22 protein-coding genes and 1 pseudogene are annotated in these 25203 nt (G+C 68.0%); 9 read left to right on the plus strand and 14 right to left on the minus strand.

What is annotated here, in order from left to right; all coding sequences use genetic code 11:
• Positions 1-23: 23 nt before the first annotated feature.
• Positions 24-956 carry a LysR family transcriptional regulator gene (locus tag AC0IZS_RS00635; RefSeq protein ID WP_471633882.1) on the plus strand — a complete coding sequence of 311 codons (933 nt, stop codon included), beginning with the start codon at positions 24-26 and terminating at the stop codon, positions 954-956.
• A 48-nt stretch (positions 957-1004) separates the two neighbouring features.
• On the opposite strand, the gene AC0IZS_RS00640 is transcribed toward AC0IZS_RS00635, so the two are convergent.
• The 3 genes and pseudogenes from AC0IZS_RS00640 to AC0IZS_RS00650 form a co-directional block, all read right to left on the minus strand.
• Entirely contained in the window at positions 1005-1964 is a 960-nt protein-coding gene (locus tag AC0IZS_RS00640; RefSeq protein WP_007854623.1) for an alpha-E domain-containing protein, read from the minus strand.
• The gene (locus AC0IZS_RS00645) at positions 1964-3421 is read right to left on the minus strand and encodes a circularly permuted type 2 ATP-grasp protein (RefSeq protein WP_007854621.1); all 1458 of its coding nucleotides are present in this window, start codon (positions 3419-3421) and stop codon (positions 1964-1966) included. Before AC0IZS_RS00645 ends, AC0IZS_RS00640 begins: the two co-directional genes overlap by 1 nt.
• Positions 3422-3513: 92 nt before the next feature.
• A pseudogene (locus tag AC0IZS_RS00650) lies at positions 3514-6088 on the minus strand (DNA internalization-related competence protein ComEC/Rec2).
• 153 nt (positions 6089-6241) lie between these two features.
• Here AC0IZS_RS00650 and AC0IZS_RS00655 point away from each other — a divergent pair.
• Complete coding sequence (locus AC0IZS_RS00655; protein WP_471633883.1) at positions 6242-6700, plus strand: RidA family protein; 459 nt, start codon at positions 6242-6244, stop codon at positions 6698-6700.
• Positions 6701-6749: 49 nt separating this feature from the next.
• On the opposite strand, the gene AC0IZS_RS00660 is transcribed toward AC0IZS_RS00655, so the two are convergent.
• The 4 genes from AC0IZS_RS00660 to AC0IZS_RS00675 all read right to left on the minus strand — a co-directional run bounded on the left by AC0IZS_RS00660 (position 6750) and on the right by AC0IZS_RS00675 (position 13864).
• On the minus strand, positions 6750-8504 hold the full coding sequence (locus AC0IZS_RS00660; RefSeq protein WP_471633884.1) for a methyl-accepting chemotaxis protein: 1755 nt from the start codon (positions 8502-8504) through the stop codon (positions 6750-6752).
• 206 nt (positions 8505-8710) lie between these two features.
• A complete protein-coding gene (parC, locus tag AC0IZS_RS00665; RefSeq protein WP_471633885.1) occupies positions 8711-11065 on the minus strand; it encodes a DNA topoisomerase IV subunit A in 2355 nt (784 codons plus the stop codon).
• Complete coding sequence (locus tag AC0IZS_RS00670) at positions 11062-11904, minus strand: lytic transglycosylase domain-containing protein (RefSeq protein ID WP_471633886.1); 843 nt, start codon at positions 11902-11904, stop codon at positions 11062-11064. Before AC0IZS_RS00670 ends, parC begins: the two co-directional genes overlap by 4 nt.
• Positions 11882-13864, minus strand: a complete 1983-nt coding sequence (locus tag AC0IZS_RS00675; RefSeq protein ID WP_471633887.1) for a DNA topoisomerase IV subunit B — start codon at positions 13862-13864, stop codon at positions 11882-11884. The genes AC0IZS_RS00670 and AC0IZS_RS00675 overlap by 23 nt, the downstream gene beginning before the upstream one ends.
• Positions 13865-13981: 117 nt before the next feature.
• Between AC0IZS_RS00675 and AC0IZS_RS00680 the strand changes: the two genes are divergently transcribed.
• The 6 genes from AC0IZS_RS00680 (at position 13982) to AC0IZS_RS00705 (ending at position 18939) form a co-directional block, all read left to right on the plus strand.
• Positions 13982-15199, plus strand: coding sequence for an MFS transporter (locus AC0IZS_RS00680; RefSeq protein ID WP_471633888.1), 1218 nt, complete (start codon positions 13982-13984; stop codon positions 15197-15199).
• Positions 15200-15229: 30 nt separating this feature from the next.
• Positions 15230-15397, plus strand: coding sequence for a hypothetical protein (locus AC0IZS_RS00685; RefSeq protein WP_471633889.1), 168 nt, complete (start codon positions 15230-15232; stop codon positions 15395-15397).
• 6 nt (positions 15398-15403) lie between these two features.
• Complete coding sequence (locus AC0IZS_RS00690; protein WP_471633890.1) at positions 15404-15958, plus strand: class I SAM-dependent methyltransferase; 555 nt, start codon at positions 15404-15406, stop codon at positions 15956-15958.
• A gap of 32 nt (positions 15959-15990) precedes the next feature.
• Positions 15991-16887: a 4-hydroxy-tetrahydrodipicolinate synthase gene (gene dapA / locus AC0IZS_RS00695; protein WP_471633891.1), complete on the plus strand. Its 897-nt coding sequence runs from the start codon at positions 15991-15993 to the stop codon at positions 16885-16887.
• A 41-nt stretch (positions 16888-16928) separates the two neighbouring features.
• Entirely contained in the window at positions 16929-18023 is a 1095-nt protein-coding gene (gene bamC, locus AC0IZS_RS00700; RefSeq protein WP_471633892.1) for an outer membrane protein assembly factor BamC, read from the plus strand.
• Between the two features lie 79 nt (positions 18024-18102).
• On the plus strand, positions 18103-18939 hold the full coding sequence (locus tag AC0IZS_RS00705; protein WP_471633893.1) for an MBL fold metallo-hydrolase: 837 nt from the start codon (positions 18103-18105) through the stop codon (positions 18937-18939).
• A gap of 120 nt (positions 18940-19059) precedes the next feature.
• Here the strand turns inward: AC0IZS_RS00705 and AC0IZS_RS00710 are convergent, their stop codons facing one another.
• The 3 genes from AC0IZS_RS00710 to AC0IZS_RS00720 form a co-directional block, all read right to left on the minus strand.
• Positions 19060-19299, minus strand: coding sequence for a hypothetical protein (locus AC0IZS_RS00710; protein ID WP_082604143.1), 240 nt, complete (start codon positions 19297-19299; stop codon positions 19060-19062).
• A 217-nt stretch (positions 19300-19516) separates the two neighbouring features.
• Positions 19517-20044, minus strand: a complete 528-nt coding sequence (locus AC0IZS_RS00715) for a hypothetical protein (RefSeq protein ID WP_471633894.1) — start codon at positions 20042-20044, stop codon at positions 19517-19519.
• 2 nt (positions 20045-20046) lie between these two features.
• Positions 20047-21186, minus strand: a complete 1140-nt coding sequence (locus AC0IZS_RS00720) for a JmjC domain-containing protein (RefSeq protein WP_471633895.1) — start codon at positions 21184-21186, stop codon at positions 20047-20049.
• A gap of 53 nt (positions 21187-21239) precedes the next feature.
• Here AC0IZS_RS00720 and AC0IZS_RS00725 point away from each other — a divergent pair, with 53 nt between their 5' ends.
• A complete protein-coding gene (locus tag AC0IZS_RS00725; RefSeq protein ID WP_057202261.1) occupies positions 21240-21764 on the plus strand; it encodes an FKBP-type peptidyl-prolyl cis-trans isomerase in 525 nt (174 codons plus the stop codon).
• Between the two features lie 59 nt (positions 21765-21823).
• On the opposite strand, the gene AC0IZS_RS00730 is transcribed toward AC0IZS_RS00725, so the two are convergent.
• The 4 genes from AC0IZS_RS00730 to coaBC form a co-directional block, all read right to left on the minus strand.
• Entirely contained in the window at positions 21824-22327 is a 504-nt protein-coding gene (locus tag AC0IZS_RS00730; RefSeq protein ID WP_471633896.1) for an outer membrane lipoprotein, read from the minus strand.
• Between the two features lie 391 nt (positions 22328-22718).
• Positions 22719-23165, minus strand: a complete 447-nt coding sequence (gene dut, locus AC0IZS_RS00735) for a dUTP diphosphatase (protein WP_322595957.1) — start codon at positions 23163-23165, stop codon at positions 22719-22721.
• Complete coding sequence (locus tag AC0IZS_RS00740; RefSeq protein ID WP_057202255.1) at positions 23162-23665, minus strand: hypothetical protein; 504 nt, start codon at positions 23663-23665, stop codon at positions 23162-23164. Before AC0IZS_RS00740 ends, dut begins: the two co-directional genes overlap by 4 nt.
• A 41-nt stretch (positions 23666-23706) precedes the next feature.
• Positions 23707-24930, minus strand: coding sequence for a bifunctional phosphopantothenoylcysteine decarboxylase/phosphopantothenate--cysteine ligase CoaBC (coaBC, locus tag AC0IZS_RS00745; RefSeq protein ID WP_471633897.1), 1224 nt, complete (start codon positions 24928-24930; stop codon positions 23707-23709).
• Between the last annotated feature and the right edge of the window lie 273 nt (positions 24931-25203).

Below are 25203 nucleotides of genomic sequence, written 5' to 3' on the forward strand. Positions count from 1 at the left end.
ATGCCTTTCCATTGCTGATTGATATGAACGAGATTGATATCGGGTTCGACCTCAACGGGTTGCGCGTGTTCGAGGCGCTGTACGAGGAAGGTGGCGCCACGCGCGCCGCGTTGCGCCTGTCGCTCACCCAGTCGGCCGTGAGCGCGGCGCTGGGGCGGCTGCGCAAGGTTTACGGCGACCCGCTGTTCACGCGCACGGGGCGGGGCCTGGCGCCCACGCTGCGCGCGCAGGAACTGCGACCCGTGATCGGCGAGGCGCTCAACAAATGCCGCGAGAGCCTGGCCCTGGGCACCTCACCCGCGGCGCGCTACCAGGGCCGCTCGGTGGTGCTGGGCCTGTCGGACGATTTCGAGATCGCCATGGGTCCGTGGCTGGTGCAGTTGCTGGCGCAGCATGCGCCGGGGCTGCGGCTGGCCTTCCGGCAAACGCACAGCCAGATCGTGGCCGAGATGCTGATGGCGCGTGAAGTCGACCTGGCCATCACGGCGGGAGGTTTTGCCACGCGCTGGCTGAGCCACCAGGCGCTGGGCGAAGGCGGCTATGCCTGCGTGGTCGATGCACGGCCCGGGCGGCGCAAGGCGGCGCTGCGCCTTACGGTGGAGGACTACGTGGCGCGCGACCACGTCCTGATTTCATCGGGCGGCTTCATCGGCGTGGTGGACGAGGTGCTGGCTGCCCTGGGTCACAAGCGCCGGGTGGTGGCATCGACCACGCACTTCGCCGCCCTGCCCTACCTGCTCAAGGGCACCCAGGCCGTGGCCACCGTCCCTGCCCATGCCGCGCACGCCATGGCACGCCTGTGCGGGCTCACGGTACTGCCCTGCCCCGTGGCGATGCCGCGCTATGCGGTGGAGCTGGGCTGGCGCACCGATGCGCTGCGCGATTCGGCCGTGGCACAGGTGCAGTCGGTGGTGGCCGGGCAATGGGGGCGCATGCCCACAACCTCGGCAGAATGACGGCACCCGCACCCGCATCCGCCGTGCGGCAGATGCCAGGCCAGGGCCTCAGTCTCCCGTGGCAACCAGGAAGTTGCGGCTGATGCCGCCGCCCAGGTCGTTCACGCGGTCCAGGAACTGCGTGAGGAAGGCGTGCAGCCCAGTCGACAGGATCTCGTCGATGCGGCCGTACTGCAGGTCGGCCAGCAGGCGGCCGGCGCGGCGCTGGGTCTCGGACGAGTGGTCGTTGGCCAGCACAGCCAGGTTGTCCACCACCTCGCGCATGCTGGCATGCAGCGAGCGCGGCATGTCGCGGCGCAGGATCAACAGGTCCGCCACACGGCCCGGCGTGATCACGTCGCGGTAGACCTTGCGGTAGACCTCGAAGGCCGAGACGCTGCGCAGGATGGCGCTCCAGTGGTAGAAGTCGTTCTCCTGGTTGCGCTCGCTGGCGCGGCCAAAGAAGTCCTTCTTCACCGCGTGGAACTTCACGTCCAGCAGGCGCGCGGTGTTGTCCGAGCGCTCCAGGAAGGTGCCCATGCGCAGGAAGTGAAAGGCCTCGTCCTGCAGCATGGTGCCCAGTGTGACGCCCCGCGACAGGTGCGAGCGGTACTTGACCCATTCGAAGAACTGGCCCGGGTCGCGCTCGTAGGCATCGCCCTTGAGCAGGCGCTGCAGTTCCAGCCAGGTCTGGTTCTGGGTCTCCCAGATCTCGGTGGTCAGCGCGCCGCGCACGGCGCGGGCGTTCTCGCGCGCAGCGCGCAGGCAGGAGACGATGGACGAGGGGTTCTCGCCGTCGCGCACCATGAAGTGCAGCACGCGCTCGGGCGTCACTTCGCCATGCTTGGCGGTGTAGGCGGGGATCAGCTCGCTGATGGACAGCAGGCCTTCCCAGCCCTCCTGCGCCACGGCGGCAGACTGGGGCAGCAGCGAAGTCTCGTAGCTGACGTTCAACATGCGTGCAGTGTTCTCTGCCCGCTCGGTGTAGCGGGACATCCAGAACAGGTGGTCGGCGGTACGGCTGAGCATTATGGGGTCCCTCCTTCTCCGAGAACCCAGGTGTCCTTGGTGCCCCCGCCTTGTGATGAATTGACGACCAGCGAACCCTCCTGCAGGGCCACGCGGGTCAGGCCGCCGGCGACCATCTGCACCTCACGCCCGCTGAGCACGAAGGGGCGCAGGTCGATGTGGCGCGGGGCGATGCCGCTTTCCACATAGGTGGGGCAGCTCGACAGGCTGAGCGTGGGCTGGCCGATGTAGCCGGCCGGGTTGGCCAGCAGCGCACGGCGAAAGTCCTCGATCTCGGCCTTGGTGGCGGCCGGGCCGATGAGCATGCCGTAGCCGCCCGCGCCGTGCACTTCCTTGACCACCAGCTCGTGCAGGTGGTCCAGCACGTACTGCAGGTCGTCCTGCTTGCGGCACATCCAGGTGGGCACGTTCTTCAGGATGGGCTCCTGGCCCAGGTAGAAGCGGATCATCTCGGGCACATAGGGGTAGACCGACTTGTCGTCGGCCACGCCCGTGCCCACGGCGTTGCAGATGCCCACGTTGCCCGCGCGGTAGGCCTCCATCAGGCCGGCGCAGCCCAGCGTGGAGGTGCGGCGGAACACCTGCGGATCGAGGAAGTCGTCGTCCACGCGGCGGTAGATCACGTCCACGCGCTGCAGGCCGCGCGTGGTGCGCATGTAGACGAAGCGGTCCTTGACCACCAGGTCCTGCCCTTCGACCAGCTCCACGCCCATCTGCTGGGCGAGGAAGGCGTGCTCGAAGTAGGCGCTGTTGTGCATGCCGGGCGTGAGCACCACCACCGTGGGCTCGTCGGCCGTGGCAGGGGCGCTGGCGCGCAGGGTTTCGAGCAGCATGTCGGGGTAGTGGGCCACTGGCGCCACCTTGTGCATGCTGAACAGGTCGGGGAACAGCCGCATCATCATCTTGCGGTTTTCCAGCATGTAGCTCACGCCGCTGGGCACGCGCAGGTTGTCCTCGAGCACGTAGTACTCGCCTTCGCCCTGGGCGTTGGGTGCGCGCACGATGTCGATGCCGGCAATGTGCGCGTAGATGTTCTGCGGCACCTGCACGCCGGCCATCTCGGGCCGGTACTGGGCGTTGTTGAGCACCAGGTCGGCCGGCACGATGCCGGCGCGGATGATGTCCTGCCCGTGGTAGACGTCATGGATGAAACGGTTGAGCGCCGTGACCCGCTGCACCAGCCCCTGCTGCATGCTGGCCCACTCGTGCGAAGGAATGATGCGGGGTATCAGGTCGAAGGGGATGAGGCGTTCGTTGCCGGCGCCGTCCTCGTCCTTGGCGCCATAGACGGCAAAGGTGATCCCCACGCGGCGGAAGATCATCTCCGCCTCGGCCCGGCGGGCCTGCATCACGTCCACCGGCTGCCTGGACAGCCATTGCGCGTAGCGCTTGTAGTGTTCTCGCACGTCGCTGCCGTCAAAAGGCAGCATGGCGTACATCTCATCAAATTTCTGCATGAACTGGCCTCCTGCTTGCAGGATAGCAAGTTGTGCGCCCAGTTTCCCGAATCGGCCTACCAAGGCACTGTGCCATCACCGGCCCTCAAGACTCAGCGCGGCAAAGCTGGCACCATGCTGTGCTGCCAGTACCGCTGGCCGGATTCACGCTGGCAGGCCACGCCATCGGGCCAGGTCGATGACCAGGTGGCTGCCCCGCAGCGCGCCGACTCCACCACGGTGATGCCGCGTTCCTGGTAGCGCGCCAACACCTCGGGCGCCGGATGGCCAAAACGGTTGCGGTAGCCGGCCTGCACCAAAGCGGTGCGGGGTGCCACGGCATCCAGGAAGCCGCCGGTGGACGAGGTCTTGCTGCCGTGGTGCGGCACCAGCAGCACATCGGCCTTGAGCGGGGCAGCGCCGGCCACCAGGGCCTGCTCCTGCGCGGTCTCGATGTCGCCGGCCAGCAGCGCCACTGGTGGGCCCATCCCCCGCACTCGTCCCCGCCGCCACGATGCGCAGCACGCAGCTGGCGTGGTTGGCACGCACCACCGCACCCGCGCCGGGCGCGGGGTGCAGCACCTCGAAGGCCACGCCGTCCCACTCCCAGCGCTGGCCCGCCAGGCAGGGGGTGGCCGGGCGCAGCGCCTGCAGCTCGTGCCCAGCCTCGATGGAGCCGGTGAGCCGAGCGCCTGGCTGCTGGGCCAGCACCGCCGCGGCGCCACCGGTGTGGTCGGCATCGCGGTGGCTGAGCATGAGCACGTCCACCCGCTCACCCAGGGCCCGCAGCAGCGGCACCAGCACGCGGTGGCCGGCATCGCTCTCCAGGCTGAAGCGCGGGCCCGCGTCGTACAGCAGGGTGTGGCTGGCTGTGCGCACCAGCACCGCATTGCCCTGGCCAATGTCGGCGGCCAGCAGCTCGAACTGGCCCGGCGCCGGCCGGCCGGGCTGCCACCACAGCACCGGCAGCACCAGCGGCAGGGCCAGCAGGCGCAGCCGCCATGGCAGGCGCATGGCCAGCAGCAGCCCACCGGCCAGGGCCGCAGCCCCGGCCCACAGCGGCGCCACGGGCAGGTACAGCACGGCCATGGGCCAGGTGGCCAGCCACTGCAGCAGGGCCGCCAGAGGCTGCAGGCTCCACAGCGCGAGGTTCCACAAGGGCACGCAGAGCACGCCGCCCAGTGCCAGCGGCGTGACGACAAGGGTGACCCAGGGGATCGCCACCAGATTGGCCACAAAGCCCACCAGCGACACCTGGCCGAACAGCAGCAAAGAGAGCGGCGTGAGCGCCAGCGTGACCACCCACTGCTCGCGCAGCAGTGCCAGCACGCGCACCCTGCCCGTGGGGGGCGCTCCGCCCACAGCCCGGGTGTCGGTGGCAAACAGCACCGCCACCGCCACGAAGCTGAGCCAGAAACCCGCCTGGTACAGCGCCCACGGGTCCACCCAGACCACGGCCGCGCAGGCCAGCAGCCACACCTGGGGCCAGGGCCAGCGGCGGCCCGAGAGCTGCAGCAGGGCCACCGTGGCCAGCATGGTCACCGTGCGCTGCGCCGGCACGCCCCAGCCGCTGAAGAGCGCATAGGCCGCCGCCAGCAGCACCCCGGCCGCCAGCGCCGCCGTGGGCGCCGGCACGGCCAGGCAAAGGCGCGGCGAGCGGCGCCACAAGGCACCCACCAACAGCGCAGCGAGCCAGGCGAAGAGCGTGATGTGGAGCCCGGAGATGCTCATCAGGTGCGCCACACCGGTCGCGCGGAACACATCCCAATCGGCCCGGTCGATGGCGCGCTGATCGCCCGTGACCAGCGCCGCCACCACGCCAGCCATGCGTGCGCGGCCCGGGTCGTCGGGGTCCAGGCCCGGGGCCAGCCGCGCCAGGATGGCATCGCGCACGGATTGGCGCGCCTGTTCCACCGGGTACTGCCAGGTGCTGGCCAGCCGCACGGGCGCCAGGTCCTTGGGGCCCGTGCGCACGCTGCCCGTGGCCTGCACGCCTTGCTCCCAGGCCCACAGCTCGTAGTCGAAGCCGTGTGGGTTGCTCAGGCCGTGCGGCGCGCGCGGGCGCACCGTGAACTCCCAGCGCTCGCCCGCATGCAGGGCCGGGGGCCGGCGCTGCGGCTCCAGCGGCCGCACGGTGGTGGTCGCGCTGGTGGCGCCGAAGAAAAAGCCGCCGTACCAGGAAACGTCCATGCGCTCGGGCAGCCGCACGGGCTGGCGCTGCGCCTGCGCCCCTTCGCCAGGCAGCCAGGCCGACTCGACTGCCAGGCGCATGCGCACGCCCGCTTCGTTGACCTGCGGCATCGCGGCGATGGTGCCAATGACGCGGATGTTCTGCCCCTCCAGCGCCGGGTCCAGCGCACCCTGCAGGTACGCCGTGGCGCGCAGGCCTGTGGTGGCAAACAGCAGGCCGGTGCCAGCGCAGGCCACGAGCAATTGGCAAAGCCAGCGGCGGGCGCCGCCGGACCGCACCAGCAGGCCCGACAAGCCCCACAGTACGACCGCACACGCCAGCACCAGTGCATAGCCGTGCCAATGCCACAGCACCGGCTGCTGCAGCTGCAGTGCCGCCCCCAGCAGACTGCCCGCCAGCAGTGAAGGCAGGCGCCACAGGGCGGGAGCGCCACTGCGCAGCGCCGCCACAGGGACACCTGTGGGACTGGCTAGCACGCTGGCAAGGGGTTCGGGCATGCGCGCATGCTAAACCGCGGGCGCAACAGGCCTTCGCGCACCACCCGGGCGCCTGGGTATGTAACACTCCCGTGCTGCCCTGGCCTGGCCCGGTGAACATCGCCACCCAATGCCGCAGGCCCGATCAACCACCTCCAACCAAGGATGACGACCATGAGCGTTTACGACAAGCTTTCCGAACTGAACATCACCCTGCCGCCGGTGTCGGTGCCTGCTGCCGCCTATGTGCCCTACGTGCAGACCGGCAACCTGGTGTTCCTCTCCGGCCACATTGCGCGCAAGGACGGCAAGCCCTGGGTGGCCCAGTTCGGCAACAACATCAGCACCGAAGAAGGCAAGAACGCCGCGCGCGCCGTCGCCGTGGACCTGCTGGGCACGCTGCATGCGGCCACTGGCGGCGACCTGAACCGCATCAAGCGTATCGTGAAGGTGATGAGCCTGGTGAACTCGACCGGCGACTTCACCGAACAGCACCTGGTGACCAACGGCGCGAGCGAACTGTTCGGCCAGGTGTTCGGCGACAAGGGCGTGCATGCACGCAGTGCCTTCGGCGTGGCGCAGATCCCCATGGGTGCCTGCGTCGAGATCGAGCTGATCGCAGAGCTGGCCTGAAGCACTTGCTGACCCGGCCCACCCGGCAAGCCCGGGAAAGGCAGCCTGGTCAGAACGACTCCCAATCCTCCTCGGCCCCCTGGGCCAGTGCCGGTGAGCGTGCTGGCGCGGCCTTGGCAGCCGGTGCAGCGGCTTTCGCGGCCGGTTTGACGGCTGCCTGGGTGATGCGCGGTGCGGTGGGTTTGGTGCTGGCAGCCGGCCGGGCCGGTGGCGCCGGTGTGTGCGCCGCGCGCATCGGCGGCGCCACGCCGCCATAGGCGGCCCCGTTGACCTTGAACACCGACACCACCTGCGCCAGGTGTTCGGCCTGCTCGCGCAGGCTTTGGGCAGCGGCGGCGCTCTCTTCCACCAACGCGGCGTTCTGCTGCGTCATCTGATCGAGGTTGCCCACGGCCTGGTTGACCTGGTTGATGCCCAGGCTCTGCTCGGACGATGCCGAGGTGATCTCGCCGATCATGTCGGTCACGCTCTGCACCGAGCGCACGATGTCGGTCATGGTGCTGCCCGCATCGGCCACCAGGCGGCTGCCGGTTTCCACCTTTTCCACCGAGGCGCTGATCAGCGCCTTGATCTCCTTGGCCGCCTCGGCGCTGCGCTGGGCCAGGCTGCGCACCTCGCTGGCCACCACGGCGAAGCCCCGGCCCTGCTCGCCGGCACGCGCAGCCTCCACCGCCGCGTTGAGCGCCAGGATGTTGGTCTGGAAGGCAATGCCATCGATGGTGCCGATGATGTCGCTGATCTTCTTGCTGCTGTGGTTGATGTCCTCCATGGTGGAGACCACCTGGGTCACCACCGAGCCACCGCGTTCGGCCACGCCCGTGGCGCTGGCCGCCAGGGTGCTGGCCTGGCGCGCGCTGGTGGCGCTCTGCGCGATGGTGCTGGTGAACTGCTCCATGGCGGCCGCCGTCTCCTGCAGGTTGCTCGACGTCTGCTCGGTGCGCGCCGACAGGTCGTGGTTGCCGGTGGCGATCTCGGCGCTGGCAATGGCGATGCTGTCGGTGCTCTGGCGCACCTGGTGCACCATGCGCCCGAGCGAATCGCTCATCGCGTACTGCGAGCGCAGCAGGTCGCCGAATTCGTCGCCGCGCGTGACGGAGCCCTGCTCGCTCAGGTCGCCCGCCGCGATCTTGGCCGCGAGGTCATTGGCCTGCGCCAGGGGCCGCTGGATGTGGCCGATCAGGTAGTAGGCCCCGGCGATGATGGCCAGCAGCAAGGCGGTCACCGCCACGGCGGCGATCTTCACCGTGAGCATGCGCGAGGCCGCCATCTCGGCCAGCCGGGTCTGGGCGGTCTTTTGCTGCAGCTCGACAAAATCGCGCAGCGTCGTGAGGTAAGCCGCCACGGCCGGGTTGTAGGTCTGCTTGACCAGGGTGACCGCTTCCTCCGCCTTGCCATCGGTCTTGAGCTGGCGGGCCTTGCCGCGCAGGTCGATCATGGTTTTGCGGGCGTCGGCGATCTTGGCCATCTGCGCCTTGTCCGCGTCGGACAGCGCCATGGCTTCGAGCGACTTCTGCACCTCGGTGATCTGCGCCGAGGTAGCGGTGATCACGTCCTTGAATTCGGCCTCCACCGCCGCATCGCTGCTCACGATGAGCGCCTGCGTGCGCGCCGCGTTGGTCTCCGTGAGGCCTGCCCAGCGGATGGCGGCCCCGACGCGGGTCTGCATCTCGCGGGCGACCTCATCGGCCTGGGCCTGCACCTTGGCCGAGCGGTAGGCCGAAAAGCCCACCACTCCGGCCAGCATGACCACAATGAAAATGACGGCGAGCCACAGTTTCTGGGCAATCCGGATGCGTTGGAACATCATGGTCTCCTGTCGTTGTCGATTTTTTCAGGGCCTGCCCGCCACCATCGGGGGCGAGACCCACGGCTGGCGCCATTGCAGACACTTCTTTACATATGGTGCGCCCGTTCCGTCCTTTCGTCCAATCCGTAGCAACCCGTGGAATGCTGCGGGGCACAAAAAAGCCACCCGGTGGGTGGCTTCGTGGCGGTTGGCAGGGGGAGCGGCTATTCCACGCGGGTCACCGATGCCGGCTTGAACCCCAGGTCGGCCGCCTTGCCCTTGCGGCCCCGGGCGGCCCGGGCGTTGTTGAGCGAGCGGATCTCCAGCGTCTCGTCGCGCTCCTTGCCGCCCCGGCCGATGCCGTCGATGCGGATGCTGCGCGTGTAGGCCGCCGCGCCGGCCAGGGTGTCCTTGGGCTCCAGGTCGATCAGCATCAGGCCGCGCCCGCCATTGGCCATGGTCTTGAGTTCGGCGATCTCGAAGGTCAGGATGCGTCCGCCCGCCGATGCGCAGGCCACGTGTGTGGCCGGCGCCAGCGGCTGGCCGCCGGTGCTGCCCGCTGCATGCGAAGGCGGACACACGGTTTCGCCCTCGCCCAGCGTGAGAAAGGCCTTGCCGCCCTTCTGGCGCGAGACCATGTTCTCCACCGAGGCCAGAAAGCCGTAGCCGCCCGAGTTGGACAGCAGCAGGCTGGCACTGGCCGGGCCGGCGAAGTAGTGCAAGAGCTGCGTGCCCGATTCGAGCTCGATCAGCGTGGTCACGGGCTGGCCATCGCCGCGCGCGCCCGGAAGCACCGACACCGGCACCGAGTACACCCGGCCGTTGCTGCCAAAGGCCAGCAGGGTGTCGACCGTGCGGCACTCGAAGGTGCGGTAGAGCCCGTCGCCGGCCTTGAAGGCGAAGCTCGCCGCCTCGTGTCCATGGCCGGTACGCGCGCGCACCCAGCCTTTTTGCGAGACGATCACGGTCACCGGCTCATCGACCACCTTGACTTCGGCCACGGCCTTCTTTTCGGCCTGGATCAGCGTGCGGCGCGGGTCGGCGAAGGTCTTGGCGTCGGCCTCGATCTCCTTGACCATCAGGCGGCGCAGCGAGCCGGGGTTGTTCAGGATGTCTTCGAGCTTGCTTTGGCTGTCGCGCAGGTCCTTGAGATCCTGCTCGATCTTGATGGCTTCGAGCCGGGCCAGCTGGCGCAGGCGGAGTTCCAGGATGTCCTCGGCCTGGCGGTCGCTCAATGAAAAGCGGGCGATCAGCGCGGCCTTGGGATCGTCGGACTGGCGGATGATGGCGATCACTTCATCGATGTTGAGCAGCACGAGCTGCCGCCCTTCGAGGATGTGGATGCGGTCCAGCACCTTGCCCAGGCGGTGCTGCGAGCGGCGGGTAATGGTGCTCTGGCGGAAGGAGATCCACTCCTCCAGCATCAGGCGCAGCGACTTCTGCACCGGCCGGCCGTCCAGGCCCACCATGGTCAGGTTGATCGGGGCCGAGGTCTCCAGGCTGGTGTGCGCCAGCAGTGCGGTGATCAGCTCCTGCTGCGGTGTCTTGCCGGTCTTGGGCTCGAACACCAGGCGTACCGGCGCGTCCTTGCTCGATTCGTCGCGCACCACGTCCAGCACGGCCAGCATGCTGGCCTTGAGCTGGGTCTGGTCCTGGCTCAGCGCCTTCTTGCCGGCCTTGACCTTGGGGTTGGTGATTTCCTCGATCTCTTCGAGCACCTTCTGCGAGCTCACGCCCGGCGGCAGCTCGTTGACCACCAGTTGCCACTGGCCGCGCGCCAGGTCCTCGATCTTCCAGCGCGCGCGCACCTTGAGGCTGCCGCGACCGGTGCGGTAGGCATCGGCGATATCGGACGCAGCGCTGATGATCTGCCCACCACCCGGGTAGTCGGGGCCGGGCACCAGCGCCAGCAGGTCTTCCTGCGAGAGCGCGGGCGTCTTGATCAGCGCCACGCAGGCATCCGCGATCTCGCGCAGGTTGTGGCTCGGGATCTCGGTGGCCAGGCCCACGGCGATGCCGCTGGCGCCGTTGAGCAGCGCGAACGGCAGGCGTGCGGGCAACTGGCGCGGCTCGGTGGTGGAGCCGTCGTAGTTGGGCATGAAGTCGACCGTGCCCTCGTCGATCTCGTCGAGCAGCAGGCTGGTGATGCGCGACAGGCGCGCCTCGGTGTAGCGCATGGCCGCGGCGCCATCGCCATCGCGGCTGCCGAAGTTGCCCTGGCCGTCGATCAGCGGGTAGCGCTGGGCGAAGTCCTGCGCCATGCGCACCAGCGCGTCATAGGCCGACTGGTCGCCGTGCGGGTGGAAGCGGCCCAGCACGTCGCCTACCACGCGAGCGCTCTTGACCGGCTTGGCCGCCGTGTTGCGCGCAGGGCCGCTGTAACCCAGGCCCATGCGGTCCATGGAGTACAGGATGCGCCGCTGCACGGGCTTGAGGCCATCGCATACGTCGGGCAGCGCACGGCCCTTGACGACCGAGAGCGCGTACTCCAGGTAGGCGCGCTGGGCATAGCCGGCCAGGCCCAGGGAATCGCCGCCGTCATCGGAGGCCGGAAAATCGAGAGTGGGTTGGTCGCTCATTCGTTCTTGCTGGATTCAGGAGGTTCGGTCATTGCGGGCGTCTGCGCCACGCGGGCGGGCGGAAGGTTGCCCCGGTTCAGGGCGCCGCCCGAGAGCTCCATGCGCACGCGGCCGGAGACGGCGCGCTGCGCCTTCACGGGCGCCGGCGGCTTGAGCTGCGTATACAGGCCCATCACGGTACGCACGTAGTTCTGCGTTTCCTTGTAGGCCGGGATCTGGTTGCCCGCGCGCTGCACCGCACCCTCGCCCGCGTTGTAGGCGGCCAGCGCCAGGTCCAGGCGCTCGGGAAACAGGTCGAGCAGGTGGCGCAGGTAGCGGGTGCCGGTGGGCACGTTCACCGCCGGGTCGGCAAGTTTCTTCTCGACCGAGCGCTTGGCATCGGCGCTCACGCCAAAGCGGGTGGCCGTGGCCGGCATCACCTGCATGAGGCCCACAGCCCCCTTGGGCGACACGGCATCGGCATCGAAGCCCGACTCCGTCGCGATCAGCGCCTGCAGCAACTCGTAGTCCACCTCGTGCTTGGCGGCGGCGGCGCGCAGGTGGTGCTTGACGCGCTTGTAGTCCGGCGCGATGTCGAAGAAGGCCAGCAGCCGGGCCCCGGCGGGCGGCAGGGCATGGGGCAAGGTGGCCGCACCGACGGGCGCGTCGCGCGTGGAATCGAACTCGTTGCCCTTGAAGAACAACTGGTAGTTGGCATCCACCTGCTCGGGCGCGAAATGCGTCACCCCGCGCGGATCGACATAGGCCCACAGGTCGGCATGGGCGGCCGTCTGCACCAGGCCCAGCAAGAGGCCCGCGCACAGCAGTCGCAACCGCTCAGATGTCGATTTCGACCGCATCGCCGTGCAGTTCCATCAGCTCGCGCCGCGAGGCTGCCTCGCCCTTGCCCATGAGCTTGGTGATCAGGTCCTCGGTCTGGGCGAAGTCCATGTCGCCCAGCTGCACTGGCAGCAGGCGGCGGGTGTCGGGGTTGAGCGTGGTTTCCCACAGCTGCTCGGCGTTCATCTCGCCCAGGCCCTTGAAGCGGCTGATCTGGCATTTTTCACGCGCCACGCCGTCCTTGGCGCACTTGTCGAGGATGGCGGTGAGCTCGCCGTCGTCCAGCGCATACATCTTGGCGGCGGGCTTCTTGCCGCGCGCGGGCACGTCCACGCGGAACAGCGGGGGGCGCGCCACGTAGATATGGCCGGTCTCGATGAGCTTGGGGAAGTGGCGGAAGAACAGCGTGAGCAGCAGCACCTGGATGTGCGAGCCATCCACGTCGGCGTCCGAGAGGATGCAGACCTTGCCGTAGCGCAGGCCCGAGAGGTCGGGCGTGTCGTTGGGGCCATGCGGGTCCACGCCGATGGCCACCGAGATGTCGTGGATCTCGTTGTTGGCAAACAGGCGGTCGCGCTCCACCTCCCAGGTGTTGAGCACCTTGCCGCGCAGCGGCAGGATGGCCTGGCTTTCCTTGTCGCGGCCCATCTTGGCGCTGCCGCCGGCCGAGTCGCCCTCGACCAGGAAGACTTCGTTGTGGGCGATGTCCTTGCTTTCGCAGTCGGTGAGCTTGCCGGGCAGCACCGCCACGCCCGAGCCCTTGCGCTTTTCGACCTTCTGGCCAGCCTTCTGGCGCGTTTGCGCGGCCTTGATGGCCAGCTCGGCCAGCTTCTTGCCGTAATCGACGTGCTGGTTGAGCCACAGTTCGAGCGCCGGGCGCACGAAGCCCGACACCAGGCGCACCGCGTCGCGCGAGTTCAACCGCTCCTTGATCTGGCCCTGGAACTGCGGGTCCAGCACCTTGGCCGACAGCACGTAGCTGGCGCGGGCAAACACGTCCTCGGGCAACAGCTTCACGCCCTTGGGCAGCAGGCTGTGCAGCTCGATGAAGCTCTTGACGGCATTGAACAGGCCATCGCGCAGTCCGCTTTCGTGGGTGCCGCCGGCGCTCGTGGGGATCAGGTTGACGTAGCTCTCGCGCACGGGCTGGCCGTCTTCGGTGAAGGCCACGCACCAGGATGCGCCCTCCCCCTCGGCAAAGCTCTCGTTGTGGCGGTCGGCAAAGCCTTCGCCCTCGAACAGCGGGATCACCGGGTCACCGTTGAGCGTCTGCATCAGGTAGTCGCGCAGGCCGCCCTTGTACTGCCAGGTCTGGGTGTCGCGCGTCTTCTCGTTGACCAGCGTCACCGACACGCCGGGCATGAGAACCGCCTTGCTGCGCAACAGGTGGGTGAGCTCGCCCATGGGCAGCGCGCTCGACTCGAAATACTTGGCATCGGGCCAGGCGCGTACGGTCGTGCCCTGCTTGCGCTCACCGGCTTCGAGCGCGCGGGTCACCAGGGGCTCGACCACGTCGCCGGCCGAGAACACCAGCCGGGCGACCTTGCCCTCGCGGTGGCTGCTCACTTCCAGGCGGGTGGCCAGCGCATTGGTCACGCTCACGCCCACGCCGTGCAGGCCGCCCGAGAAGCTGTAGGCGCCGCCCTTGCCCTTGTCGAACTTGCCGCCTGCGTGCAGACGCGTGAACACCAGCTCGATCACCGGGGCGTTCTCTTCAGGGTGCATGCCGAAGGGGATGCCGCGCCCATCGTCCTCGATGCTGACCGAGCCGTCGGTGTGCAGCGTGACCTTGATCTTCTTGCCATGGCCGGCCAGCGCCTCGTCGGCGGCGTTGTCCAGCACCTCCTGGATGATGTGCAGGGGGTTGTCGGTGCGGGTGTACATGCCCGGGCGCTGCTTGACGGGCTCCAGGCCCTTGAGCACGCGGATCGAGCCTTCGGAATATTCGCTGGCGGAGACGGGAGACGGTTTGGCAGACATGCGGCGGATTGTAGTGCGGCGCAGCAAAGACTGGATAAAAATACAGCTCCACTGCCTTCAACTGTACTGTTCGGTGGTGTGCGGGCAGATTGTGGCCAATCTGGCTACATTCTGCGCATGTCTATGCATCCTCCGAAACTGTCCATGTTCCAGGTGCTCGCGTGCGGCGCGGCCATCGTGACCCTGTCCATGGGCATCCGCCACGGCTTTGGCCTGTGGCTGCTGCCCATCACCCAGGAAATGGGCTGGACGCGCCAGTCCTTTGCCCTGGCCATCGCCATCCAGAACCTCTCCTGGGGCCTGATCGGCATCTTTGCCGGCATGGCGGCCGACCGCTTCGGTGCCTTCCGCGTGCTGCTGGCCGGCGCCGCCCTGTATGCGGCGGGCCTGGCCGGCATGGCCCTGTCGCCCACGCCGCTGCTGTTCGCGCTGACCGCGGGCGTGCTGATCGGCGCCGCCCAGGCAGGCACCACCTACGCGGTGATCTATGGCGTGCTGGGCCGCCAGATCGCCCCCGAAAAACGCTCCTGGGCCATGGGCGTGGCGGCAGCGGCCGGCTCCTTCGGCCAGTTCCTGATGGTGCCCATGGAAGGCTGGCTGATCGCCAGTTTCGGCTGGCAGCAGGCGCTGCTGGCGCTGTCGCTGGCGGTGCTGCTCATCGTGCCCCTGGCGTTCGGCCTGCGCGAGCCAGGCTTCAAGGGCGCAGCACCTCCCAAGCGCGACCAGACCATCGCCCAGGCGCTGTTCGAGGCCTTCCGCTACCCGAGCTTCTCGCTGCTGATGGCGGGCTACTTCGTCTGCGGCTTCCAGGTGGTGTTCATCGGCGTACACATGCCCAGCTACCTCAAGGACCATGGCCTGTCGCCCCAGGTGGCCAGCTACGCGCTGGCGCTGATCGGCCTGTTCAATGTGTTCGGCACCTACATCGCCGGCACCCTGGGCCAGCGCCTGCAAAAGCGCTACATCCTGGCCTTCATCTACTTTGCGCGGGCGATAGCCATTGCAGTGTTCCTCGTGGTGCCGCTGTCGCCGGCCTCGGTGTACATCTTCTCGGCCGTGATGGGCACGCTGTGGCTGTCCACCATTCCGCCGACCAATGCCACCATTGCCCAGATCTTCGGCGTGCAGCACCTGTCCATGCTGGGCGGCTTCGTGTTCTTCAGCCACCAGATCGGCAGCTTCCTGGGCGTCTGGCTGGGCGGCTACCTGTACGACGCCACGGGCAGCTACGACATCGTCTGGTACATCGCCATTGCGCTCGGGGTGTTCGCCGCCCTGGTGAACCTGCCCGTCAAGGAAAGCCCTATCCAGCGCGCGGCGCCCGTGCCGGCATGATGGCGGCCTGAACCTTTGCACCCCATCACCATGCAAGCCGCCCCCGACCCTGCTCCCCACCGCACCCCGGCCCTGCCGCTGGTGTGGCGGGTGCTGGCCTGGGCGGTGGCCATCCTGGCTTGCCTGGCCGTGTTTGCCATGTACACCGTGCCCGAATTCATGGTGATGCTGGCCGACCAGGTGTGGAACTGCTTCTGATTGCCCATGCATGGATCTGACAAGCCCTCGGACTGGGTACGCCGCTGGTCGGCCCTGATCGCACCCCAGAGCACCGTGCTCGACGTGGCCTGCGGCGCCGGGCGCCACCTGCGCTGGCTGCACGGCCTGGGCCACAGCGTGGTGGGGGTAGACCGCTCCCCCGAGGCCGTGGCCGCAGGCGCCCCGTTCGGGGAGATGGTCTGCGCCGACCTCGAAAACGGCCCCTGGCCCTTTGCCGGGCGGCAGTTTGGCGCCGTGGTGGTCACCAATTACCTGTGGCGGCCGCTGTTTCCCACCCTGCTGGCCAGCTTGGCGCCAGGGGGCGTACTGGTCTACGAGACCTTTGCACACGGTAACGAAACGGTGGGACGCCCCGCGCGGCCCGAATTTTTGCTGCAGCCCGGTGAATTGCTGGCCGCCTGCCGCAGCCTGCGCACCGTGGCCTACGAGGACGGCTTCCTCGAAGAACCCGCGCGTTTCGTGCAGCGCATCACGGCCATCAGGGAACTTGCGGACGCCGGGGCACCCTCAAGACATCTGCTGGCCAGTCCGGCTAGTTAGAATGCTCTTTTATCCCGTTCACCACTGCGGACATGACATCTTCCTTAGTGCCACTCACTGGCAGCATCGTCGCCCTCGTCACCCCCTTGCATGAGGACGGTAGCGTCGACTACCCTGCGCTGCGCAAACTGATCGACTGGCACATCGCCGAAGGCACCGACTGCATCGGTGTCGTGGGCACCACGGGCGAATCGCCCACGGTGAACGTGGAGGAGCACTGCGAGATCATCCGTGTGTCCGTGGAGCAGGCCGCCAAGCGCGTGCCCATCATGGCCGGCTGCGGCGCCAACTCCACGGCCGAGGCCATCGAGCTGGCGCGTTTCGCCAAGAAGGTGGGCGCCGACACGCAATTGCAGGTCGTGCCCTACTACAACAAGCCCACGCAAGAGGGCCAGTACCAGCATTTCAAGGCCATTGCCGAGGCCGTGGGCGACCTGCCCACCATCTTGTACAACGTGCCCGGTCGCTCCGTGGCCGACATGCAGCACGACACCGTGCTGCGCCTGGCCCAGGTGCCCGGCATCATCGGCATCAAGGAAGCCACGGGCAACATCGAGCGCGCGCAGTGGCTGATCCGCGAAGCCCCCAAGGGCTTTGGCATCTACTCGGGCGACGATCCGACCGCCGTGGCGCTGATGCTGTGCGGCGGCCATGGCAACGTGAGCGTGACGGCCAACGTGGCCCCGCGCCTGATGCACGAGCTGTGCGTGGCGGCGATTGCCGGCAACGTGCAGCGCGCCATGGAAATCCAGTTCCAGCTGATGCCTGTGCACAAGCAGCTCTTCGTCGAAGCCAACCCCATTCCCGTGAAGTGGGCCGTGGCCCGCATGGGCCTGTGCGGTGGCACACTGCGCCTGCCCATGACCCCGCTGACCCAGGCCAATGAAGCCGTGGTCGAGGCGGCCCTGCGCTCCGCCAGCCTGATCTAACCCGGGCTGCGCCCGAACCCTGACACTCCAAGGAATTCCGCGTGAACGCTGTTACTACCCGAGCGGGCCTGCTGGCCCTCGCCCTGGCCCTGTCTGCCTGCTCCGCCCTCGAAGGCGACAAGATCGACTACAAGAGCGCCGCCAAGGGCTCCACGCTGGAGGTGCCTCCGGACCTTACGCAGCTCTCGCGCGACTCCCGCTACAACGTGCCGGGCGGTGCCGTGTCGGCCGCGGCCCTGCAGGCCAGCCAGGCGGCCCAGCCTTCGGGCACGGCCAACGCGGCCGCCGCGCAACTGGGCGACGTGCGCATCCAGCGCGAGGGCAACAAGCGCTGGCTGGTGATCGACCGCCCCGCTGACAAGCTGTGGGAGCCCGTGCGCGACTTCTGGCTGGAGAACGGTTTCACGCTCGACCTGGACCAGGCCAACCTGGGCATCATGGAAACCGACTGGGCCGAAAACCGCGCCAAGCTGCCGCAGGACCTGATCCGCTCGACGCTGGGCAAGGTGATCGACTCGCTGTACTCCACGGGTGAGCGTGACCGCTTCCGCACCCGCCTGGAACGCAATGCCGCAGGGGGCACCGAGGTCTACATCACGCACCGCGGCATGGTCGAGGTCTACAGCAACACCACCAAGGACCAGACCGTCTGGCAGCCCCGTGCGGCCGACCCCGAGCTGGAAACCGAATTCCTGCGCCGCCTGATGGTCAGGCTGGGCGTGAGCCAGGAGCAATCCAAGGCCGTCGTGGCCGCCGCCGCACCCGTGGCGCAATCGGCCACCGTGACCACGGTGAACAGCGTGCCCGTGGTGCAGTTGAACGAAGGCTTCGACCGTGCCTGGCGCCGTGTCGGCGTGGCCCTGGACCGCACCGGCTTCACCGTGGAAGACCGCAACCGCAACGAGGGCGTGTACTTCGTGCGCTACGTGGCCCCCAATGCCGACAAGAAGGACGCCGGCTTCTTCGGCAAGCTGTTCAGCCGCTCGCCGGCTGCCGTGCCACCGCTCAAGTACCGCATCGTGGTGCGCAGCCAGGGTGAATCGACCACCGTGTCGGTGCTCAACGAGGGCGGCACGCCCGAATCCTCGGCCAACGCCGAGCGCATCGTGCGCGTGATTGCGGACGAGCTCAAGTAAGCCCCCAGCAAGAAGATCCCCACTTGTTGCGCCTGGACGCCACCCCGCGGGGTGGGGCCCAGGCGCAATGCATTTCAAGATGCTGCGTTTGAAGAACCTCGCCAGCGGCAGCGCCGGCAATGCCACCCTCGTGGAGGCCAGCGACGGCCTGCACACGCGCCGGCTGCTGGTCGACTGCGGGCTGGGCATACGCCAGCTCGAAACCCGCCTCTCCGCGGCCGGCCTGCAGATCGGGCAGATCGACGGCGTTTTCATCACCCACGAGCATTCGGACCACATCGGCTGCACGCATACGCTGGCCCTGCGCCACCGCATTCCGGTGTGGATGAGCCAGGGCACGCACATGGCCATCGGCGCACCGGATTTCGACGGCCTGCTGCAGCTCGCCTGCGACATGCAGGCCATCGAGCTGGGCCCGCTGTCCATCCGCCCCTTCACCGTGCCGCACGATGCGCGCGAACCCCTGCAACTGCGCTGCACCGACGGCGCCCACGACCTGGCCCTGCTCACCGACCTGGGCCATGCCACGCCCCATGTGCTGCAGCAGGTGGCAGGTTGCCACGCCCTGTTCATCGAGGCCAACCACGACCCGGACCTGCTGGCGGCATCGGCCTACCCGGCCTTCCTCAAGCGCCGCGTGGGCGGCGCCTATGGCCACCTGGCCAACCAGGCCACGGCCGCCATCGTGCAGGCGGTGCGGCATGACGGCCTCAAATGGGTGGTGGCCGCCCACCTGAGCGCACGCAACAACACACCCGAACTGGCCCGCCAGGCGCTTGCAGGCGCACTGCAGTGGGCGCCCGAGCTCATCGCCGTGGCCGACCAGGCCCAAGGGACGGGCTGGCTGACGGTGGGCGAGCAGCCTGCACCCGTGGGGCCTCTCTCGCCGCCGCCCTTGCCGACCTCGCTTTTCTGAGCGGCCATAGCCGCACCCTGGCGGACAGGGGGCGGGCGAAAAAAAACCCTGCTCTCTTGCGAGGGCAGGGCTTCCGAACCAGGGGCCGGCGCCTGGGCGCGACCCCGGTCAGGTCGGTGCTTAGTTCGAAGCAGCGCTGGCAGCAGCGGTAGCAGCCGTGGCAGCAGCGTTGGCAGCGGCAGCGGCGTCCGAAGCGGCAGAAGCTGCTTCGGAAGCGGCAGCAGCTGGTGCTGGATCAGCAGCAGGAGCTGGAACCACCACGGGTGCTGGTGCAGGTGCTGGAGCGGGTTCTTCCTTCTTGCCACAAGCGGCGAGGGCAGCAGCAGCGATCAGGGCGGCCAGAACGAGAGAGTTCTTCATTGCGATTTTTCCTAGTTGGGACAGACAGAATCTTGAAAAGCCACAGCGCCCGGCTCCAAAAAAGCCTTTGCGCATTGGCACAGTGCACTTGAGTAGCACCATTTCGGCGCAGCCGCCGATTATATTGGCATTTAGTCAATACTGACTAACACCGATGCAAGGTTTACCGTGCCTTCACATGGTGCAAGGCCTGGAAACACCAAGTCGGGCGCTTGTCCTACAGGCCCAGGGTAGAGGCGGGGAAGCCCGGGGCACTTTTTCCGTGCACCCAGTCGTTGAGCGTTTCACGCACCAGCACACGGCGATCAGGCTCGCTGCCCGTGATGCCCACACAGCGCTCGGGGTCCAGGCGGTGCATCACCCATTGCGGCGACCATAGCACACTGGGAATGCCCAGCGGGTCGGCCGATCCGGCGCGCCGGCAGGTGATGATGTGGTCCCAGGTGCCACGCCAGCGCACGAAGCGCGCATGGCGGCGGATCACCTCGTCGTAGGAGCCGGCCAGCATGGTGAAGCGCCGGCCCGTGCGGGCCCAGTTCTGCAGCGACTCCACCACGGCCCGCTCGCCGAGCGGCCAGTCATGGAAGTTGGCGTCGCTGACCACGATCTCCCCCCAGCCGTCGCGCGCCGCCGTGGCCAGCGCATCGCGCACCAGTTGAATGAAGGTCTCGCGGCTGGCGAAGCGGCCCGAAGGCAGCTCGACCGGCGAAACGTCAGACGGTGGGGTGCTCGGATCCTGCGTCACGGTCAATCCTCCTGTGGTTCCTCGGTATCGGAATGGGCCCATCCTGCATCGCACCAGGACGATATCAGCTCGAGCGCATCGTCGCTGGCCCGCGCCAGCTCGCGCTCGGACAGGCGCCGGTGGTCGGCCAGGCGCCGCATCAGCGTGGCATCGCGGCCAGCGGCACGGTAGCTCTCGCCGTTGATGAACACATGCTGCGCGTCATACATCATGCGGGTGCGGCGGTCCAGCACCACCCCTTCGATCATGGCGCCGGATGCGTCGGGATCGAACCAGACACTGGGCTTGGGCTCGGTCAGGTACTCGCCCAGGGCCCGCTCCAGCGCCAGCGGTTCGGCCAGGGCCCGGGCCAGCGCCTCGCGCGCGAAGTCCTGCAGGCTGGCCGGAATGGCGGCGGGCTGCTCCACCGCCTCCTGGCGCGGGTCGCGGTAGAGCACGCGGGCGTCACCCTCCTCGGCCTCTTCGGTCAGGCGCACCAGCAGCTCGTTGGCCAGCTCGGCCCGCGCTGGCGCGCGAAAGCCGATCGAATAGGTCATGCACTCGCCCTCGGCGATGCCGTCGTGGGCATAGCGCGGCGGCAGGTAGAGCATGTCGCCGGGCTCGAGCACGAACTCCTCCTCGGGCTCGAACTGCGCCAGCACCTTGAGCGGGATGCCGTCCTTGAGCGTGAGGTCCTTCTGGCGGCCGATGCGCCAGCGCCGCCGGCCATGGGCCTGCAGCAGGAACACGTCGTAGCTGTCGAAGTGCGGGCCCACACCGCCACCGTCGCTGGCATAGCTGATCATGAGGTCGTCCAGGCGCGCCTCGGGCACGAAACGGAACTGCTGCATCAGCGCGTGTACGCCCTGCTTGTGCAGGTCCACGCCCTGCACCAGCAGCGTCCAGTCGGGCTGCTTGAGCGAGGGCAACGCGCGGCGCGGGAGCGGCCCCTGGCGCAGCTTCCAGGCGCCACGCAGCTGCTGCACCAGGCGCGACTCCACGCCGTCCTGGCCGGCCAGGTCGAACAGCTCGGCACGCTGCACCGGTGGCACGAAGCCCGGGATGGCCTGGCGCACCAGCAGCGGCTTTTTTTGCCAGTGGCGGCGCATGAACTGGGCCGGTGTGAGTCCGCCCAGAAGGGTCAGGGGTTGGTGGGCGTCCATGGGTACTGTGCGGCCCTTGGCAGGGCGGTTGGTCAAACTGCGACAATTCTCCTATGGAAATTACCGAACAATGTGTGGTCGCTTTGACCTGGATCCTCAAAGACACCCTGGGCGAGGAACTCGATGTGCTCGACGAGCCGGTGGAGTTCCTGGTGGGAGGCGATGACCTCCTGCCCCGTATCGAGGAGGCCCTGCAGGGCCACAGTGCGGGTGCCTCGGTGGCGCTGCACCTGGAACCCGAAGATGCCTTTGGGGACTTCAACGACCAGTTGCTGTTCCTGGAGCCGCGCTCGCTGTTCCCGCAGGAAATCGAGGAAGGCATGACCTTCGATGGCGCGGCCCTGCCCGAAGGCGTGAACCCCGACGCGCCGCGCGACGTGCTCTACACGGTGGCCGAAATCTACCCCGAGCATGTGGTGCTGGACGGCAACCACCCGCTGGCCGGCATTGCGCTGCGCCTGCAGCTCACGGTGCAGTCGGTGCGCGAAGCGACCGAGGACGAAATCGGCCAGGGCAGCGCGGGAACCGGGTTCTTCCGCGTCCAGCCCCAGGCACCCGGCAACGACCTGCTGCACTGATCCTCCAAACTCAAAAAAAAACGGGCCCTCTGGAGGGCCCGTTTTGCATGGCGAAGGGTTTAGATGCGCTGGATCTGGCCGTCGTACACGCGTACGCGGTCACCGATGCGCAGATCGCCGGGCGTAGGCACGTCATAGGCGCGGTAACCGCCCTGGTCCAACTGGATCGAGACGCGGTAGCCGATGTACTCGCCACTGTTGTTGCGGCGCTCCACGGCATTGCCGGCCACGGCACCACCCAGCACACCCACGGCGGTGGCAGCGGCGCGGCCCGAGCCGCCGCCGACCGCATTGCCCAGTACGCCGCCGACCACGGCACCAATCACGGCACCAGCACCCGACGTGCGGCCCGAACCCTGGGTCTGAGTCGTCTCGATGTTGGCCACGCGGCCGAACTCGGTAGGAACCGGGTTGGACGAATGGTAGACGGGCGCGGGCGCGCTGGTGGTGTAGCCGCCGCCGGCATAGTATTCCTCCGAACGGGGAGGCGCTCCGCAGGCGGCAAGGCTGCCGATGAGGACGAGGGAGCCGGTCAGCGTGGCGATACGGGTGATTGGGGTCATGGCAGATCTCCTGGAATGAATCTCGCCAGGCGGATCGCTGCAGGACCGCAGCGTTCACCGCCAGGCAATGGTGAGATTGAAGCACCAGGGGTTCGCGCGCCACGCCATCATGCAGCGGGTGACTGCGTCAGGCCGCGCACCCCGGTAGCGTCAGTCGTCACCTACAGGATAGGCAGCCTGCCGAGCCGCCAGTAAGCGTTTGTTCAGCAGATTACAAATGCTGCGTGGGTCAGAGGCTGGGAATTTTTTGGCCGTGACCGAAGTGCGCGTCACAACGCCTCGGATCTAGGCGCAAAGCACAGCCATAGCGCGGGCTATGGCGAGCATTTGTAACGACGAGCCGGGGGGTTTTGGCGTGCAAGGCGGGCATGGACGAAAGATTCTCAGCCTCTCAGGCCTTGCCGGTGGAGCCGTAGCCCCCCTCGCCGCGCTCGCTGGCAGGGAATTCGCTGACCACATTGAACTGCGCCTGAACTACCGGCACGATGACCAGTTGCGCCAGCCGCTCCATGGGCTCGAGCGTGAAGGCCGTGCTGCTGCGGTTCCAGGCGCTCACCATGAGCTGCCCCTGGTAGTCGCTGTCGATCAGGCCCACCAGGTTGCCCAGCACGATGCCGTGCTTGTGCCCCAGGCCCGAGCGCGGCAGGATCAGTGCGGCGTAGCCGGGGTCCTTGAGGTAGATGGAAATGCCCGTGGGCACCAGTTGCCAGGCATTGGGTTCAAGGGTGAGCGGCGCATCCAGGCAGGCCCGCAGGTCGAGCCCCGCGCTGCCGGGTGTGGCGTAGGTGGGCAACTGGTCCGCCATGCGCGGGTCGAGAATCTTGACGTCAATCTTCACTTCTTGTTTCCTGTCTTGCGCTGCTGGGCTGCTTGCCGCTGGCGCTCCTTCACGGCCGCGGGCAGTACCACCACGGTGCCTGCCGACGCGGCATTGACCACAATGCCCATGAACCACCACAGGCCGGCCATCACCGCCAAGACGAACCATGAGCCCTGACCCGCCATCAGCAGCGTGAGCGCATGCACCGCGGCGATCACGGCCAGCAGGGTGCGGGCGATGCGCACCAGGCCGATGAAGGGCGCGACCACTTTCAGCAGATCGGGCGGCAAGGCCACGGCCAGCGGCGCCGGGCTGGCGCCGCCCTGGCGGGCGGCCGCCTGCGCGGACCCGGGCGCAACGCCGCCGGGCAATGCATGCTGCTGCGTGACCTGCGCGGAATGGGCCGCCTGCGCCCGCCCCGACTGCAGCGCCTGGGAGGCGCTCAACCGCTCCACATAGCTGGCAAAGTCGCCGTTGGGCGGGGTGTCCCATTCGGGCTTGATCGAGTGCATCGTCATAAGGCCTCCCGGCAGGGTGAAGAAAATGGGGCGAAAAAAAATCAGCCGTGCCGCACGGGCAAGCGCGCAGCCACCTCGGCAACCAAGCCCTGCGCCAGCGAGCGCTTGGAGGCCAGGGGCAGTTCGCGGTGGCCATGCTCGTCCACCAGCAACAGGGCATTGTCGTCCTGGCCGAAGGTGGCGGGGCCGATATTGCCCACCAGCAGCGGAATTTTCTTGCGCAGGCGCTTGGCCGTGGCATGGGCCAGCAGGTCATGGCTTTCCGCCGCAAAGCCCACGCAGTAGAGTTCGCCCGACAGCGCCTCGGGCAACCGGGCCACGGTGGCCAGGATGTCGGGGTTCTCCACGAACGCCAGCGTCGGGGTCTGGCCCGAGCCGTCCTTCTTGATCTTCTCGCCGGCCTGCGTGGCTGGGCGCCAGTCGGCCACGGCCGCCGTGGCGATGAACACCGAGGACGTGGGCGCCAGCGCCATCACCGCAGCCAGCATCTGCTGGGCCGACTGCACGTTGATGCGCTGCACGCCGCGCGGCGTGGGCAGGTGCACGGGCCCGGCCACCAGGGTCACCTCGGCACCCGCTTCGCGCGCTGCGCGGGCGATGGCAAAGCCCATCTTGCCGCTCGACAGGTTGGTGATGCCGCGCACCGGGTCGATGGCTTCGAAGGTCGGGCCCGCCGTGATCAGCACCTTGCGCCCGGCCAGGGGCTTGGGCGTGAAAAAGGCGATCAGCTCATCGAGCAGCTCCAGCGGTTCGAGCATGCGGCCGTCGCCCGTCTCGCCACAGGCCTGGTCGCCGTTGCCCACGCCGAGCACCCGGGCGCCGTCTTTCGCGACTTGGGCCAGGTTGCGCTGGGTCGCGGGGTGGGCCCACATCTCGCGGTTCATGGCGGGCGCCAGCAGCAGCGGCACGCGGTCCATGGGACGAGCCAGGCACAGCAGGCTCAGGAGCTCGTCGGATCGGCCCTCGACGAGCCGGGCGATGAAATCGGCGCTGCAGGGCGCAATCAGGATGGCGTCGGCCTCGCGGCTCAGGTTGATGTGGGGCATGTTGTTGGGCTCGCGCGCGTCCCACTGCGAGCCGTACACGGGCCTCCCCGACAGGGCCTGCATGGTCACCGGCGTGATGAACTGCGCGGCCGCCTCGGTCATCACCACCTGCACGGTGGCGCCCTCCTTGATGAGCTGGCGGCACAAATCGGCCGACTTGTAGCAAGCCACGCCTCCGCTCAGTCCCAGAACAATGTGTTTGCCAGCAAGCTCATTCATGGGCGCGAATTTAGCAGACGGCTAGGAGGCTGTCGGAATTGGAGCGTCGAAAGCGAAAATCGGCCCCAGCGAGGACAGTTTTTGCCGGATTTGCAGCCCCATAGCCAGGCTATGAGGCAAAAAGGCGGTGAAAAATGGACCGCTGCGGCCGATTTGCAGCCGACGATTTCCAAGTCCGACAGCCTCCTGGCCTGCCGGTGCATGGCGTCAAAAGACCTTGGCAGGCCCGGTGCCGGGCGGCCATCTATAATCCCAATTTCCCACCACCAAAAA

It is taken from the genome of Acidovorax sp. AC410 (assembly GCF_979253235.1).

Bases quoted from the DNA above. Each gene is read 5' to 3' on its own strand.
- AC0IZS_RS00655 (WP_471633883.1), top strand. From the start codon at position 6,242: ATGAGCGTTTACGACAAGCTTTCCGAACTGAACATCACCCTGCCGCCG.
- AC0IZS_RS00635 (WP_471633882.1), top strand. From the start codon at position 24: ATGAACGAGATTGATATCGGGTTCGACCTCAACGGGTTGCGCGTGTTC.
- AC0IZS_RS00730 (WP_471633896.1), bottom strand. From the start codon at position 22,327: ATGACCCCAATCACCCGTATCGCCACGCTGACCGGCTCCCTCGTCCTC.
- AC0IZS_RS00660 (WP_471633884.1), bottom strand. From the start codon at position 8,504: ATGTTCCAACGCATCCGGATTGCCCAGAAACTGTGGCTCGCCGTCATT.
- AC0IZS_RS00720 (WP_471633895.1), bottom strand. From the start codon at position 21,186: ATGGACGCCCACCAACCCCTGACCCTTCTGGGCGGACTCACACCGGCC.
- coaBC (WP_471633897.1), bottom strand. From the start codon at position 24,930: ATGAATGAGCTTGCTGGCAAACACATTGTTCTGGGACTGAGCGGAGGC.
- AC0IZS_RS00710 (WP_082604143.1), bottom strand. From the start codon at position 19,299: ATGAAGAACTCTCTCGTTCTGGCCGCCCTGATCGCTGCTGCTGCCCTC.
- AC0IZS_RS00740 (WP_057202255.1), bottom strand. From the start codon at position 23,665: ATGACGATGCACTCGATCAAGCCCGAATGGGACACCCCGCCCAACGGC.
- AC0IZS_RS00725 (WP_057202261.1), top strand. From the start codon at position 21,240: ATGGAAATTACCGAACAATGTGTGGTCGCTTTGACCTGGATCCTCAAA.
- AC0IZS_RS00675 (WP_471633887.1), bottom strand. From the start codon at position 13,864: ATGTCTGCCAAACCGTCTCCCGTCTCCGCCAGCGAATATTCCGAAGGC.
- AC0IZS_RS00705 (WP_471633893.1), top strand. From the start codon at position 18,103: ATGCTGCGTTTGAAGAACCTCGCCAGCGGCAGCGCCGGCAATGCCACC.
- AC0IZS_RS00640 (WP_007854623.1), bottom strand. From the start codon at position 1,964: ATGCTCAGCCGTACCGCCGACCACCTGTTCTGGATGTCCCGCTACACC.
- AC0IZS_RS00645 (WP_007854621.1), bottom strand. From the start codon at position 3,421: ATGCAGAAATTTGATGAGATGTACGCCATGCTGCCTTTTGACGGCAGC.
- parC (WP_471633885.1), bottom strand. From the start codon at position 11,065: ATGAGCGACCAACCCACTCTCGATTTTCCGGCCTCCGATGACGGCGGC.
- AC0IZS_RS00680 (WP_471633888.1), top strand. From the start codon at position 13,982: ATGTCTATGCATCCTCCGAAACTGTCCATGTTCCAGGTGCTCGCGTGC.
- AC0IZS_RS00690 (WP_471633890.1), top strand. From the start codon at position 15,404: ATGCATGGATCTGACAAGCCCTCGGACTGGGTACGCCGCTGGTCGGCC.
- AC0IZS_RS00670 (WP_471633886.1), bottom strand. From the start codon at position 11,904: ATGCGGTCGAAATCGACATCTGAGCGGTTGCGACTGCTGTGCGCGGGC.
- dapA (WP_471633891.1), top strand. From the start codon at position 15,991: ATGACATCTTCCTTAGTGCCACTCACTGGCAGCATCGTCGCCCTCGTC.
- AC0IZS_RS00685 (WP_471633889.1), top strand. From the start codon at position 15,230: ATGCAAGCCGCCCCCGACCCTGCTCCCCACCGCACCCCGGCCCTGCCG.